This window comes from Nocardia sp. SSK8 (genome assembly GCF_037034205.1).
Taxonomy (GTDB): Bacteria; Actinomycetota; Actinomycetes; order Mycobacteriales; family Mycobacteriaceae; genus Nocardia.
Window position 1 is genome coordinate 34,439 of sequence record NZ_JBAGKD010000015.1, and the last position, 13,486, is coordinate 47,924.

15 protein-coding genes are annotated in these 13,486 nt (G+C 69.6%); 4 read left to right on the forward strand and 11 right to left on the reverse strand.

Annotated elements, in window-relative coordinates; all coding sequences use genetic code 11:
• Positions 1 to 59: 59 nt before the first annotated feature.
• Both WA675_RS23785 and WA675_RS23790 read left to right on the forward strand, forming a co-directional pair.
• A complete protein-coding gene (locus WA675_RS23785) occupies positions 60 to 1,235 on the forward strand; it encodes an AI-2E family transporter (protein WP_442945711.1) in 1,176 nt (391 codons plus the stop codon).
• Positions 1,236 to 1,334: 99 nt separating this feature from the next.
• A complete protein-coding gene (locus WA675_RS23790) occupies positions 1,335 to 1,937 on the forward strand; it encodes a DUF2637 domain-containing protein (protein ID WP_336087280.1) in 603 nt (200 codons plus the stop codon).
• A gap of 62 nt (positions 1,938 to 1,999) precedes the next feature.
• Here WA675_RS23790 and WA675_RS23795 read toward each other — a convergent pair whose 3' ends face one another.
• Complete coding sequence (locus WA675_RS23795; RefSeq protein WP_336087282.1) at positions 2,000 to 2,863, reverse strand: PucR family transcriptional regulator; 864 nt, start codon at positions 2,861 to 2,863, stop codon at positions 2,000 to 2,002.
• A 544-nt stretch (positions 2,864 to 3,407) separates the two neighbouring features.
• On the opposite strand from WA675_RS23795, the gene WA675_RS23800 reads away from it, so the two are divergent.
• On the forward strand, positions 3,408 to 4,355 hold the full coding sequence (locus tag WA675_RS23800; protein WP_336087284.1) for a helix-turn-helix transcriptional regulator: 948 nt from the start codon (positions 3,408 to 3,410) through the stop codon (positions 4,353 to 4,355).
• Positions 4,356 to 4,421: 66 nt separating this feature from the next.
• On the opposite strand, the gene WA675_RS23805 is transcribed toward WA675_RS23800, so the two are convergent.
• Positions 4,422 to 5,060 (reverse strand): LppU/SCO3897 family protein, encoded by a 639-nt coding sequence (locus tag WA675_RS23805; protein ID WP_336087286.1) that lies wholly within the window; start codon positions 5,058 to 5,060, stop codon positions 4,422 to 4,424.
• 226 nt (positions 5,061 to 5,286) lie between these two features.
• On the opposite strand from WA675_RS23805, the gene WA675_RS23810 reads away from it, so the two are divergent.
• Positions 5,287 to 5,895 (forward strand): hypothetical protein, encoded by a 609-nt coding sequence (locus tag WA675_RS23810; protein WP_336087289.1) that lies wholly within the window; start codon positions 5,287 to 5,289, stop codon positions 5,893 to 5,895.
• A gap of 11 nt (positions 5,896 to 5,906) precedes the next feature.
• On the opposite strand, the gene WA675_RS23815 is transcribed toward WA675_RS23810, so the two are convergent.
• From WA675_RS23815 to WA675_RS23855, 9 genes are all read right to left on the reverse strand, one after another.
• Positions 5,907 to 6,284, reverse strand: a complete 378-nt coding sequence (locus WA675_RS23815) for a DUF5313 family protein (RefSeq protein WP_336087291.1) — start codon at positions 6,282 to 6,284, stop codon at positions 5,907 to 5,909.
• Positions 6,281 to 6,742, reverse strand: a complete 462-nt coding sequence (locus WA675_RS23820) for a MarR family winged helix-turn-helix transcriptional regulator (protein WP_336087293.1) — start codon at positions 6,740 to 6,742, stop codon at positions 6,281 to 6,283. Before WA675_RS23820 ends, WA675_RS23815 begins: the two co-directional genes overlap by 4 nt.
• Positions 6,743 to 6,811: 69 nt before the next feature.
• The gene (locus WA675_RS23825) at positions 6,812 to 7,405 is read right to left on the reverse strand and encodes an SRPBCC family protein (protein ID WP_336087295.1); all 594 of its coding nucleotides are present in this window, start codon (positions 7,403 to 7,405) and stop codon (positions 6,812 to 6,814) included.
• Between the two features lie 7 nt (positions 7,406 to 7,412).
• Positions 7,413 to 7,961, reverse strand: coding sequence for a hypothetical protein (locus WA675_RS23830; RefSeq protein ID WP_336087297.1), 549 nt, complete (start codon positions 7,959 to 7,961; stop codon positions 7,413 to 7,415).
• Positions 7,962 to 7,987: 26 nt separating this feature from the next.
• Complete coding sequence (locus WA675_RS23835) at positions 7,988 to 9,262, reverse strand: MCE family protein (protein ID WP_336087299.1); 1,275 nt, start codon at positions 9,260 to 9,262, stop codon at positions 7,988 to 7,990.
• A complete protein-coding gene (locus WA675_RS23840; protein WP_336087301.1) occupies positions 9,259 to 10,338 on the reverse strand; it encodes an MCE family protein in 1,080 nt (359 codons plus the stop codon). Before WA675_RS23840 ends, WA675_RS23835 begins: the two co-directional genes overlap by 4 nt.
• On the reverse strand, positions 10,335 to 11,429 hold the full coding sequence (locus WA675_RS23845; RefSeq protein ID WP_336087303.1) for an MCE family protein: 1,095 nt from the start codon (positions 11,427 to 11,429) through the stop codon (positions 10,335 to 10,337). The genes WA675_RS23840 and WA675_RS23845 overlap by 4 nt, the downstream gene beginning before the upstream one ends.
• A complete protein-coding gene (locus WA675_RS23850; protein WP_336087305.1) occupies positions 11,429 to 12,460 on the reverse strand; it encodes an MCE family protein in 1,032 nt (343 codons plus the stop codon). Before WA675_RS23850 ends, WA675_RS23845 begins: the two co-directional genes overlap by 1 nt.
• Positions 12,460 to 13,485: an MlaD family protein gene (locus WA675_RS23855; protein WP_336087307.1), complete on the reverse strand. Its 1,026-nt coding sequence runs from the start codon at positions 13,483 to 13,485 to the stop codon at positions 12,460 to 12,462. The genes WA675_RS23850 and WA675_RS23855 overlap by 1 nt, the downstream gene beginning before the upstream one ends.
• Position 13,486 lies beyond the last annotated feature (1 nt).

A 13,486-nucleotide genomic window follows, 5' to 3' on the forward strand; every position in this document is an offset into this window, starting at 1 on the left:
TCGCAGTGTTCTCCGCATTCTGGAACGAGTCAAGGATGGCGCGGTCGTGCCACACTGGCATCGTGACCGGGCCTGTGCGAGCGTCCAGTGAGACGCACCCGAACCGAAAGTCGTGGCGTGATCGCGGGGAGGTGATCGGTGTCGGCCTGCTGTGGCTGGCCAAATGGTCGTTGTGCGTCGTCGCGATCGCCGCCGGAGCCTGGGTGCTCGGCTGGATCGCGGCCAAGCTGTGGGTGATCCTGCTGCCCGTGGCGCTGGCGATCGTGGTGGCCACCGTGCTGTGGCCGCCGACCCGCTGGCTGACCCGGCACAAGCTACCCCCGGCGCTGGCCGCCTCGGTCACCCTGCTCGGCTTCCTGGCGATCCTGGCCGGGATCGTCGCGCTGATCGTGCCCTCGGTGGCCGATCAGGCACCCGAGCTCGCCGACAAATCCACCGCCGGGATCAACCAGATCCGGGACTGGATCCAGGGACCGCCGCTGAACATCCGCGATGAACAGCTCGATTCCGCGGTCACCGCGATCGTGGACCGGCTGCAGTCCAGCGGCGCGCAGATCGCCGGCGGGGTCTTCACCGGCGTGTCCACCGCGACCTCGGTGCTGATCACCCTGGTGCTGACGCTGGTGCTGGTGTTCTTCTTCCTCAAGGACGGCCCGCGGTTCCTGCCCTGGATGCACTCGGTGCTGGGCAACCGCAGCGGCCGCCACCTCGAGGCCGTGCTGGAGCGGGTGTGGGCGACCCTCGGCGGTTTCATCCGCACCCAGGCGGTCGTCAGCCTGGTCGACGCCACCTGCATCGGCGCGGCGCTGTTCATCCTCGATGTGCCGCTGGCGCTGGTGCTGTCGGTGATCACCTTCCTCGGCGGGTTCATCCCGATGGTCGGCGCGTTCGTGGCCGGGGCGCTGGCCGTGCTCGTCGCGCTGGTGGGCAACGGCTTCACCACGGCGCTGATCGTGCTGGGCATCGTGATCGCGGTGCAGCAGCTCGAAGGCAATGTGCTGCAGCCGGTCCTGCAGAGCCGCAGCATGGAGCTGCACGCGGTGGTCGTGCTGCTGGCGGTCACCGCGGGCGGTTCGCTCTACGGCATCACCGGCGCCTTCCTGGCCGTGCCGGTCGTGGCGATGATCGCGGTCGTCATCCGCTATATCGGCGAGCAGATCGACGCGGCCACCGCGCCGCCGCCCCCGGAGGCCGACGAACCGATGGCCGACGCGGTGCCCCCGACCCAGGGCTGAGCGGGCCCGATCGGTGTTCGACGGTGTCCAATTCGCGAGTGCCCGTACTCTGTTGGGGGCCTGCATATTTGGCGGCCGTAGCCCGTAGGATGGAGCCTGATGGAGCACTCGGACCCGTACCCCCGCCCCGTTCCGTTCACGGTGCCGAAGCTCCTAGTGGTCTTGGGTTCGGTGCTGGTCGTCGCGGCGGCGATCGCGTCGTTCACCTTCACCGCGAGCCTGGCCGAGGTGGCGGGCATCCCCGAACATCTCACCTGGCTGTGGCCGGTCGTGGTCGGGCTCACCGTCGCCCTGCTCGCGGGCACCTTCCTCACCCTGGTCGGCATCCGCGACGAGCGGGCCACCTCGCTGGTGCGGGTCTACGAGCTGCTGCTGGTGGCCGCCGTGCTGGCCAGTATCTGCGGGAACGTGCTGGCCATCTCCCGTGAGCCGACCGAGATGGGCATCCTGGAGATCGCCACCGTGGTCTCGGTGCCGCCGCTGTGCCTGATGGTCTGCGTCGGCAACTACCTGCTCCTCACCGCCGTGATGCCCGTCCGCATCGTGGCCTCGATCCGCGAGGACGACTGGCGCCTGCGCGCCCTGCGCATCCCGACCCCCACGGCGACCCCGCCCAAGGACACCGACCCCGCTCACCCGGACAGTGCCGCCTGGTGGGACCAGTACCGCAGCGAGGCCCGCACACCCACGCCCCGGGCCTGAGTCTCGGTTCCCGGCGGTACCGCGCCGGAGTTCACTCGAGGTGGTGGGCCGCCCCGGGAGGCTCACGCGGCCGGTGTTCGTCGGCCCGGCGTGCGCGGGAAGCCCCGAGCGGGTCGCCAACCGCGCACGGCCTCGTCCGGGTGCAGGAAATCGTGCACGATCGCGGCCGCGTGCAGCTGCCACAGGGTGGCGCTGTCGAGAATGTCCAGCCCGGTCAGTTCGGCGATCTTCCGGAGCCGGTGGTCGACGGTGTTCGGATGCACGTAGAGCGTGCGCGCGGTCGCGCCCCGATGCAGATTCACGCGCAGGTGGGTGCGCAGCGTGGTGAGCAGATCCGGGTGGTCCGCGACAGGTGCGATCAGGCCCGCCAATCGGTCCCGACCGGGCCCCGGACGGGTGAGCTGGTGTTCCAGGGCGAAATCGGCGAAGGGATACAGGCCAGGGGCGCCGTAGATCGTGTTCACCACATCGAGCAGCTCGTGCGCCTGCCGGGCGGCCGGTGCGAGCCGGTGCCGCGACGCCATCAGTGAGACCACCCCGAGCGTGGATTCGTCCACGGCGGAGCCGATCTCCGCGACGATCCCGGGCTCGGGCGCCAGCACCGTCCCCCCGTGCCGCCCGATCACCGCCGGAACCGGCCACCCGCACAACTCCGAAATCCGCTGGTGCAGTTCGACCGGCGACACCGGCCGCGCCTCGGCCGCCCGATCCGACACCGCCAGCACGAGGAACCGCTCCGGCACCGCCAGCCCGTATCGATGCCCGATCTCGGCCACGCCGACCCCACCCTCGCCGTGGACCTCGTCGACGTCACCGGCGAACAGCGCCCGCGCCAGCTCGGCCGGTCCCACCTGATCACACTGGCAGACAGCCGTTTCGGCGTATCCCGCCGCCTCCCCCCTCGACAGTTCCTTCACCTTCGTCATCGCAGTCATTCATCGGTGCTTTCGGTCGAGCGGCATCAGCCCCGCCCACCCGGCGATATGGTGCCCACACCAGGCGAGACGGTGACGTGCACCAGTGTGCGTGACACCGTGTAACACTGTCACTGCACGCAGCCACAACCTTGCGGCGCACCGTGTTGTCGCCGACGCCAACCCGCGACGGCTCAGCGCGGGGAGCCCGCAGATGGACACGCTGCCGTCGGTCACCTGCGGCCCCGGATAGCCGAAGGCACGCTGATAGGGCGTCTCAGAACCGCTGCCGAATCGGCGTCCGCGCCGCACCCCTGAACGGATGAATCCTGCCCGAAGAATGGCCGATCCGGCATACCACGCCGATATCCCCCATTCCACCCGGGGCGATTGTGCGGTGCCCAGAACACCTCAGCCGGTAACAGTGTTCTCCGACAATCGATCGACGCCGCCGAGAATACGCACCCGACACCCTGGCGTGTTCGATCCGACCCCCGCGCGGATCAGCTGATAGCGTTGCGCCAGTGGCAAATTCGCTGACGGGGGGTGGCGCACAGTGCATTCCGGACCGAACAGGCTGAGCACCGACGAAGTCGGGCCCGCCGAGGTCGTGGATTATTGGCAATCCGTGATAGACGAGACCGCCGCGCCGACCACCCTGACACCCATTCCGGGAATTCCGTTCTACGGCGAAATCATCCCCTTGATCGACACCGATTCGCTCTCCCTGGCGTGGTCGCGTTGTGGTGGCCACATTTCCACCCGGACACCCCGTCATATCGCCCGCGCGACCGAGGAGTTCGTCATCACCATCGTCGATATGCCGGACACCACCACCTTCGACCCGGCCGATCTCCGGCCGGGCGCGCTCGCCCTGTTCGACACGTCCCGCCCCACCCGGTTACGCCTCGAACAGCACCGTTCGATGCTGGTGACCCGCATGCGACGCGAGACCATCGCCGCGCTCGCGACCGTCGGCGAACCCCTGTTCGGCGCGCCGTCGATGATCGCCCCCGACCCGTCGGCACAGGTGCTCGCCAATTTCGTGGCCTCCCTCGCCCGGCTGGCCGTTTCGGCCCCGGAGCAGGCCGCGTCGCTGGCAACCCACGCGCCACAACTCACCGCCGCGCTCATCGACCTTTCCGTCGGCGCCCAGGTTTCGGAACAGACATCGGAAACCCACCTGAAAGCGCGCGTGGAGCGATTTCTCGCGGCGGGTTATCGTGATCCAGATCTCACCGCGGACGAGGTCGCGAAGGCCTGCTTCATTTCCCGGCGCACCCTGTTCCGCGTCGTCGGCGAAGACGGCGTAGCGCGCACCCTCCGCCAACTCCGCATCGCCCATGTCCGCCGCGCTCTGCTGCGTTATCCGGACAAGTCGATCACCGCGATCGCCGCCGAAGCCGGATTTCGCAGCGAACGCACCCTGTATCGGGCCTTTCAGTCGGCGCTATCGATGACGCCGACCGAATTCCGCCGGGCGGCGGCGGTCTGCGTGGGATAGCCGCGGCCCGATTCGCCGCAGGCACGTGGCTCGGTGCCCGATCGACCGCGCACCGCAGCGCGCACTTCAGCGTGAGCTGACGCAGACCACGTAGCGGCGCTCCCCGTAGACGACACCGCGGTCGCCGGAGGAGCAGACGTTCACGTCCGTGGTGTCGGGCAGGATCTCGAGGACCCGTACCCGGCCGGGTACGTCGGCGGCGCAGTCCACGTGCGCGACCGAGTTCCCGGACAGGTCGACGCAGCCGCCGACGTTCCAGTCGATGTCCAGGCACAGGGTCTCGTGCTCACCGCCGGGCAGGGTGCGGGGCTGGGCGCGGTCGACATCGCCGGGGCACTGGCCACCTGCCGGTACCGATTCCGCCACCTTGTAATGGGAATTCCCGCTGCCGCAGGAGGCCTTCCGAATTTCGAGGGCGGCCACGTCGACGCAATCGCCGACGCCGAGTTCCTCGCGGGGAATCGGCGTCGCGGACTTACTGAGGGTGGATGCCACTCCGACGGACAGCTCGATAATTGTTCCCAGCGGCTGGGTGGGCGAAACCTCGATCGGGGAGGTGGTTTCGGCGGATTCCCGGTCGGCGGGGCCGGAGACCCGCGCACCGAGTTCGGCGGCCACCGACAGCGCCGCGTAGAAGCTTCCTGCCAGGGCGAACACCGCCACTACCGAGACACCGGCCACGACAAGGTTCTTCCGACGCGCCATCTGTGTCTGTCCCTACTTCCTCCGCTGGACGCCCCGACCGACGCCCACTCGCTGGACAGTTCTTACACGGCCGCGCGGGAGCGTGTCGAATTGTGAAGTCGCACAGTTTTACAGCGAATAACTGGTCCACTGCCCAATTCGACGGAAATCCCGCTCCGGCGAAAAAGGGTGCTAGGGTCTGCCCGATCTCACTGCCGGACAACAAGGTTCGTAAAGGAAATCCCTGATGAAACTCGGTCACTTCCCCGCTACCGCGCTGCTGGTCGGCACCGCCGTCTGGATCGGCGCCGGGACCGTCGCCGCGCGGCCGGAAGCACCGGCGCCCCAGGCCGTCGCCTCCGGGGTCGACCAGTCCGTGCACTACGAGGCCACCCTCACCGAGTTCTCCCGGGTGCTGAGCACCACCGTCACCGGCGGCACCTTCGCCCTCACCGACGACGACACCGCGGTCACCCTCACCGCCGACTCCGGCGCCACCGTCGCCCGGATCCCGCTCACCTACGAGATCTCCGGCGCCCCGCTGCGGGTGGCGCAGACGATCTCCGACGACGGCCGCCACCTGGTTCTCACGCCGCAGGCGAGCGCCGAGGAGATCGGCGAGATGCAGACCATCAGCCCGATGTCCCAGCTGACCAACGAGATCAACCGCAATGTGGTCGGCGTGGTCGCCGGTGGCCTGCTCGGCGGGCTCATCGGCACCGTCCTGGGCTTCGGCTTCCTCAGCATCGTCACCGGCCCGGTCGGCCTGGTCCTGGGCGCGATCGCGGGCGGCTACGCCATGGGCGGCCAGCCGTTCCTGGACGCCGTCGCCGCCGTCGTCACCGGGCAGCCCTGACCGGAACCCGGTCAGCCGCGCTGGTGACGTAGCTCGTAGGCGACACGGTCGGCGTCGGCGCGGCGGCGTTCGGCCGCGTGCGCGAGCGCGGGGTCGAGACCGTGGCTGACCAGGCGGTGACGCCGGTAGACGTAGACCAGCGCGACGGTGAAGTACACCAGCGGCAGGTACAGCAGCGCCATCATGGACAGGCCGATCCACAGCGGCCCGGGCGTGAGCAGGAACAGGCACAGCACCGGCACGACCGGCAGCAGGAACCGCATCAGGTAGCGGCGGGTCGCGCCGGGTCCGGTGAGATCGTCGCGGACCCAGTTCGACATCGTCGGCGGCAGCGTGCCACCGACGACGTAGCGCAGGCGCTGCCAGGCATTCGGGGTCGAGCCGGTCATGAGGTCCGTCCTGTCTCGCAGGCGTTCCGGGCGGCCGCGTTCACCCGGCCGAGCACGTCACGCAGTTCTTCCAGATCCGCCAGGCTCACCCCGAGCCGCTCGACCACCGCGGGTGGGATCTTCTCGGCCTCGCCGCGGAGTTCCCGCCCGGCGGCGGTGAGGTCGATGAGCAGGGTGCGCTCGTCCGCTGGGTCGCGGCGCCGGGTGATCAGCCCGGCCGCCTCGAGCCGCTTCAGCAGCGGCGAGAGGGTCGCCGAGTCCAGCTGGATCGATTCGGCGACGGCCTTCACCGACATCGGGGCCTCGCCCCACAGCGCGAGCATCACCAGATACTGCGGATGGGTGAGCCCCATGGGCTCGAGCAACGGCCGGTACACCGCGAGCACCGAGCGATTGGCCACCGCCAGGGCGAAGCACACCTGCCGGTCCAGCCGCAGCGGGTCGTCGAGCTCCCGCACGTCCGCCTCCTCGCCGAGATGATGATTGCACTAATAGTTAGTGCATGAACCATTAGTGCAACCATACACTCAGCGGTAGTAGTTCGCCCACCGCCCCAGGACCACGCGCACGAACGGACAGACGAAGACCGCCGTCCAGCTCAGCGGGACGAAGGCGAAGATCCCGGGCCTGCCCGCCACGGTCCACCGCAGAACCGTTGTGCCGTCGGTGGTTTCGGTGAGCGCGAAATCCATCGTGTAGGACCGGACCAGCAGCGGAACCGAGGTCCGGATCGCGGCCACGGTCAGCCGGGTCCGTGGATCGCGGCGGGTCACCTGTTCGGCGGCGGCGAAGACGATCGCGTCGAGGGTCCGCACGGCACCCGGGTCGCGGTCCGGGCCACGGTAGGTGACGCCGTCGACGAACGGGACCCAGGTGAACGCACCGTCCTCGAGCGCCGCCCACACCTCCCAGGGCGTGGCGGGGACATGCTGGTCGACCGACATCCGGAAACTCGGGCGCTTCGCCTCGATCTCGCGGACCACCGCCGCGTCCACCGGCGGTATCTCGGCGTCGAGCAGCCGGGTGGCCAGGCGCTGCAGAACGAGCAGGGCCGCGAGTCCACCGGCCGCGGCGAGGACGAGGGCGCCGAGGGCCGCCCCGAGGACGGCGAGCCGGATCATCGGTGGCTCACGGGGCGGTGCGCAGCAGCGGCGAGGTGACCTTGCTGGTCAGCCAGCGGTCCCCCGATCGGTCCAGCGACAACGTGATCGACAGCTGGCCGCGGCGGGGCTGCTGCTGGGTGCCGACGCTGGTGATGGACTGGTCGACGACGACGATCGCTTCGGCGCTGTCCACGGTGCCGGTCGCGACGGCGCACTGCACCGAACCGGCCGTCGAGGTCACCTCGCCCTGCACGAGGACATCGCGCAGATCGCCACTGGTGGACTCGAATTCCTGTTTCCAGGCGCCGGTGGCGTGGTCGAGCACAGCGGCGAAATAGGTGTCGAGGTCGGCGGCGTCATAGGTCGACAGCAGTGAGCCGTAGGCGCAGGCCGCGTCGCGGGCTTCGGCGCGGGATCGTTCCAGCTCGGTCCCGCGCTGGTACTGCCAGCCGAACCAGCCACCGGCCGTCAGCCCACCGGCGCCGACGAGCAGCGCCGCCGCCACGATCGTGCCGGTGCGCCGCCACCGTGGCGCGGCCTGCTCGGATTCCGGCGAATCTTCGGTGTCGGTCATGGGGTTCCTTTCAGGAGCTCGGGGGTTCATCGGCCGGGCAGCGGCACATACCGCTCGTCCCCGGTGACGCCGGGTGGTGGGCCCGACGTGTTGTCGGGGGTGTCGGGCCGTGGCGCGTTCGCCGACCCGCGGACCTGCTGCGCGGGATCGCTGGTGACGCAGTAGTTGTAGAGCCGGACGCTGCCGTCGGAGACCTGCGCCGGCGAGACCGGGATGGTGTCGTACTCGCAGAACGGGCGCGGCCAGATGTCCATCATCGTGTGGAAGGCGTTGTCGTGCGCCGGGATTCCGAGCAGGGCCGTGCTGCCCCGCAGCGCCGGGAACAGCGCGGCCAGCGCCGGGGTGCGCAGGCGCGCGGCGCGGGTGATGGCCTGCAGGTTGGTCAGCAGGGCGGTGACCGGGTCGGTGGTCTCGGCGAGCACACCGCCGAGGGTGGCGAGTTGTCCCGGCCCCTGGTCGAGCAGCCGCCGCAGCTCCTGGTCGGCGGCGGCGAACTGCTCGAACAGCACTCCCGAGCCCGCGACGAGGGTGCGCAGGTCCGGCTGGGCGTGCGAGGTCGTCTCCGCGACGATCGCCAGCTTCTCCACCAGATTGCGGGTCTGCGGGAGCAGCTCGGTCATCCCGGCCATGGCGTGGCTGATGCCGCTGATCACGGTGCGCAGCTGGTCGGGCCCACCGGCGAGGGCCTTCTCGAATTCGGCGACGATGACATCGAGCCGCTGCGGATTCAGTCCCCCGATGAAGGCCGAGGTGTCGGTGAGGAATTCGTTGATGGTGATCGGGGTGGCGGTGCGATCCCGCTCGATGACCGCGCCGTCGCGCAGATACGGCGGCTCGTCGGTATCCGGACGCAGGTCGAGATACTGCTCCCCCGCCGCCGAGAGCCGCGCGACCACCGCCGCCCCGCCCGCGGGCACCCGGTGCTCGGCATCGATCTCGGCCACCACGCTCACCCCGGTGCCGGACAGCTCCAATGACCGCACCGTCCCGACCCGCACACCCCGGAAGGTGACATCGGAGTGGGCCATCAGCCCGCCCGAGGCGGCGAGTTCGACACGGACGGTGAAGGTTTCGCGTCGCGGATCGATCCGGACCACGTCGACGAGCAGGTACCCGCCGCTGATCACCAGCGTTACCACCAGTCCGGCCGCCGCGAGGCCGTTGACGTGGCGCCGGGCCCGGTCGGCGCCCCGGAGAGCGAACTCGGCCGCCACCTCCAGGGCCACCCCGATCGCCCAGACGACGAAGGTGTTCAGCACGGCGAGGGTGTAGCGCACGCTGCCGCGAGGATGCTCGGTCATCGTCCACCGCCCTGCACTCGGGCCAGGACCCGGGCGAGCACCTCGGCGAGGCTGCCTGCGAAGGCGCCCGGATCCGAGCCGTCGGGCAGGCGGCTGCCGTTCGGGTCGGTCAGTGCGCCGACGCTCAGATACGACACGGTCGCCGCGACGGCCAGGCTGGTGCCCTCGGTGCTGGCCAGCAGCGACGGGTTCAGCGCATGCAGCTGGTCCAGGGCCCCGGCCAGGTTGTCGCCCATCTCGGTGAACCCGGCCATCAGCGCCTGCACGCTGTCGAACAGCCCGGCGAAATCGTCGCCGCTGGTGCTGGTGAACTCGCCGAGCGCGCCCAGGGTGGTGGAGACCTCGGTGGTCAGATCGGTGATGGCGCGGTTGTTCTCGCTGAGGACCGCGATCAACGGCGGGAAGGTGTCGGCGACCTGACCGAGCTCGGCGCGGCGCTGGTTCAGCGTGGTGGACAGTGCGTCCAGACCGTGCAGCACCGAGTCGATCTGGCCGGTGCGCGCGTTGAGCGCGGCCAGGGTCGCGGTGAGCTCGGTGAGCAGGTGCGCCAGTTGCGGGCCGCGACCGGCGACCATGGAGTTCGCCTCGCTGGTGATGCGCGCGACCTGGCTCAGCGCACCACCGTTGAGCAGCATCGACAGCGACATCATCAGCTCCTCCACCGACGCGCCCGCCGAGGTGTGCTCGCGCTCGATGACATCGCCGTCGGCCAGCACGGGGGCGCCGGGCTGCTGTTCGGGCAGCAGCAGGGCGACGTAGATGTCGCCGAGCGGGGTCGGCTGCCGCAGTTCGGCGCGCACGCCGCGCGGCAGGCGCACATCCGCGCGGATCTCCAGGTCGACGGTGGCCACGAAATCGGCGGTGCGCAGCCCCGTGACGACGCCGATATCGCTGCCGCCGGTCTTCACGTGCGCGCGGTCGGGCAGGTTCAGCGCGTTGTCGAACTGCGCGTGGACGGTGTAGGTGGGGCCGTCGATGCCGGGTTTCGGCAGGGGCATGGAGTCGGCGGTCATGGTGCACCCGGCGAGGGCGCAGGCAGCGAGGGTGAGCGCGGCGGCGCGGGCGAGCAGGCTCATCGGGTCAGTCCCAGCAGCGCGGCCAGCACGCCGAAGTCGGGGCCGAAGTCCTGGAGTCTGCCGGTGCGGCAGCCGTCGGACCGCAGCTGGACGCGTTCGCAGAACACGGCGAGCAGTTCGTTGTCGAGCAGGCTCTTGTCGGTGAGCAGGTGCAGGCGCACCGCCCCGGTCTCCGGGCTCACCGTGTTGCCGAGGTTCTGGAAGAACAGCGGGGCGATGTCGACGATCTCGGTGAGACCGCGGGCGTGATCGCGCATCTGCGCGGTGATGGTGGTCAGGCGCAGCAGCGCGTCGGTGAGCGGTTGCTCGTTCTCGGCGACGACGGCGCTGGTATTGGCGACGAAGTCGTTGATCTGGGTGAGCACCGCCAGCAGGCCCGGCGCCTGGTCGCGCATCAGGGTGACCAGCTCGGTGAGCCGGGCGCTGAAGTCGCGCACGGTCGCGTCGTTGTCGGCGACGATCTGGGTGACGTCGTTGAGCCGCACGACCGCGTTGGCGATCTGGTCCTTGTTGGCCAGGGTCACCTCGAAGGCGCCCGCGAGCGCGTCGAGGGTTTCCCGGATCCGGTCGCCGTTGCCGTCGAGCAGCGGGAACAGCACCCGGCTGGCCATCGGCCCGTCGGTATTGTCGCCCGCCAGCGCGGTGCCGATGTCGTCGAAGTTGCGCAGGATCCGGTCCAATTCGACGGGAGTCCTGGTGTGCGCGAAGGGAATGTGACCGCCGTCGGGCAGCGTCGGGCCGCCGGTGTAGGCGGGGGTGAGTTCGATATGGCGGTTGGTGATCAGCTGGGGCGAGACGAGCGCGGCGACGACATCGGCGGGCAGCTCGACCTCGGGATCGACCACCATGCGCACCTGCACGGTCTGCCCGCGCGGCACCAGTTCGGTGACCCGGCCCACCGGCATCCCGAGCACGGAGACCTCGTTGCCGACATAGAGTCCGGCGACATTCTCGAAATCCGCGGTGATCGTCTTCTCGCTGCCCAGCAGCCGGTCCGGGAGCGAGGTCAGGCTCTGCGGCAGGGCCGAACACCCCGACAGCAACGCGGCGACGGCGGCCAGCACGGCCAGCCGGGCGATTCTCGTGCGCATCAGCGGCACCCCGCGACGGCCTCGACCGAGCACAGCCAGTTGTCGGGGAACATCCACGGCATATACAACTCGCCGTAAGGACCGTTGCCCATGCTGTTGTTGAACTGGCGCAGGGTGACCGGCATGATCTGGAACAGGTTGTCGAGATTGGCCTTGTTCTTCTGCAACCCGGCCGACATGGTGTTCAGATCGGCGATCAGCGGCGCGAGCTGCCCGCTGTTGTCGATGCCCATGTCCCGCAGGTCTTTCGAGACGGCGGCGATATTGTCGAGCAGCCCGGTGACCAGCGCCTGCCGCCGGGCGACCGCGTCGCCGATGGCCTCGCCCCTGGTCAACAGCAGCAGCACGGCGTTCTGGTTGTCCGACACCACCTGTGAGACGGTGTCGATATCGCGCAGCAGCCGCTCGACCTCGTCCCGGCGATCACTGATCACCGCGGCCAGCGCGCCGACCGAGTCGAGCGCGGCGGCGGTCAGCTGCGGCGAATCGCCCATCTGCTGGGCGAGCGCGTCGAGCGAGGCGCGCAGGGCCTGCGGGTCGACGCGTTCGAGGCTCTCGAACGAGTTGGTGTAGCGGTCGTCGTCGACGACCTTGGCCAGGTTGTAGGGAACTTCGGTGCGTTCCAAGGGAATCCGCTGTCCTTCCGGTGCGGTGGGGGTGCCGAGGTCGAGTTCCACGTGCATGCGCCCGAGAATGGTCGACATCTTGATCGCGGCCTTCGCGTCCTCGCTCACCCGCAGATCGCTGTCGAGCGACAGGGCCACCTCGACCCGGTCACCGGCCAGCCGCAGGGACCGCACGGTGCCGACCTCGATCCCGGCGATATCGACGCTGTCGCCGGTCCGCAGCCCCGCCGCCTGGGCGAATTCGGCGCGCACGGTGTGGTTGCCGAGGTCGAGCTCGCTGAGCACACTCGACCCGAACAGCAGCAGTGCCACCACGGCACCGGCGCCCAGTCCCAGCCACCAGTGCCGGCCGGTGGGGACGGCCTGACGCAGGCGCTGCAGGGTGGACGGTGGAAGGGACGTCATTACCGGCATACCTCCGAGTGCGCGGTGCCGCCCACCTGACTCAACGTCCCCGGCGGGAGCACGACACCCCACAGCGAGACGTCGAGACCGCAGACGTAGGAATTGATGTAGGTGCCGTTGCCGCTGATCCGGGCGAGCCCGGCGAGCACGAACGGCAGTTCGGCGGCGGTGATGTCGAGGCGTTCGCCGTTGCCGAGCAGCAGGCGCACACCTTCGTTGGCCGACTGCTGCGCCTGGGCGAGGCCGGGTTTGATCCGGGCGATGAGCCCGGCGAGCCGGGCGGTCGAGCCGGACGCCTGTTCGACCGCGGTCGCGAGCGTCGTGCCCTGTTCGTAGAGTTCGACGGTCAGCGTGCGGGTCTGGGTGATGAGTGTCTCGAGCTCGGTGCTGCGGTGCGCCAAACCCTCCACGACGCCACCGAGATTGGTGATGACCTGGCCGAGGATCTCGTCACGATCGCGGAAGGTCCCGGCCAGCTGCGCCGCCTGGGTGATCAGCGCGCTCATCGACACCCCGTCTCCCTGGAGTGCCTGGACCAGGGTGTGCGACAGGGAGTTGATGTCGTCGGGTTGCAGTGTGGCGAAAAGGGGTTCGAATCCGGCCAGCACGGTGGACACGTCGAACGAGGACTCGGTGTTCTCGTACGGGATCCGCCCGTCGGGGGCCAGCCGCTCGCCCGCCTCCGACCCGGCGGCCAGCGCGATATAGCGCTGGCCGATCAGGTTCTGATAGCGGATCAGCGCCCTGGTGGTGCTCGTCAGCCGGTGCTGGGCCTGCACGCGCAACACCACCTCGGCGCGCCGGTCCGCGTCGAGTTCGATGGCGTCCACCCGGCCGATCCGGATCCCGGCCATCCGCACGTCGTCGCCGACGCGCAGACCGAGGACATTGCCGAAGGTCGCGGTGTAGCGGGTGGTGTCGCCGCTGACGCCGCGCTGCAGGGTCGCGAAAATCGTGTAGCTCGCGACGAGCGCCAGGCCGACGAACACCGTCAGGATCAGCACGGCGGTCCGGGTCTTCATCATG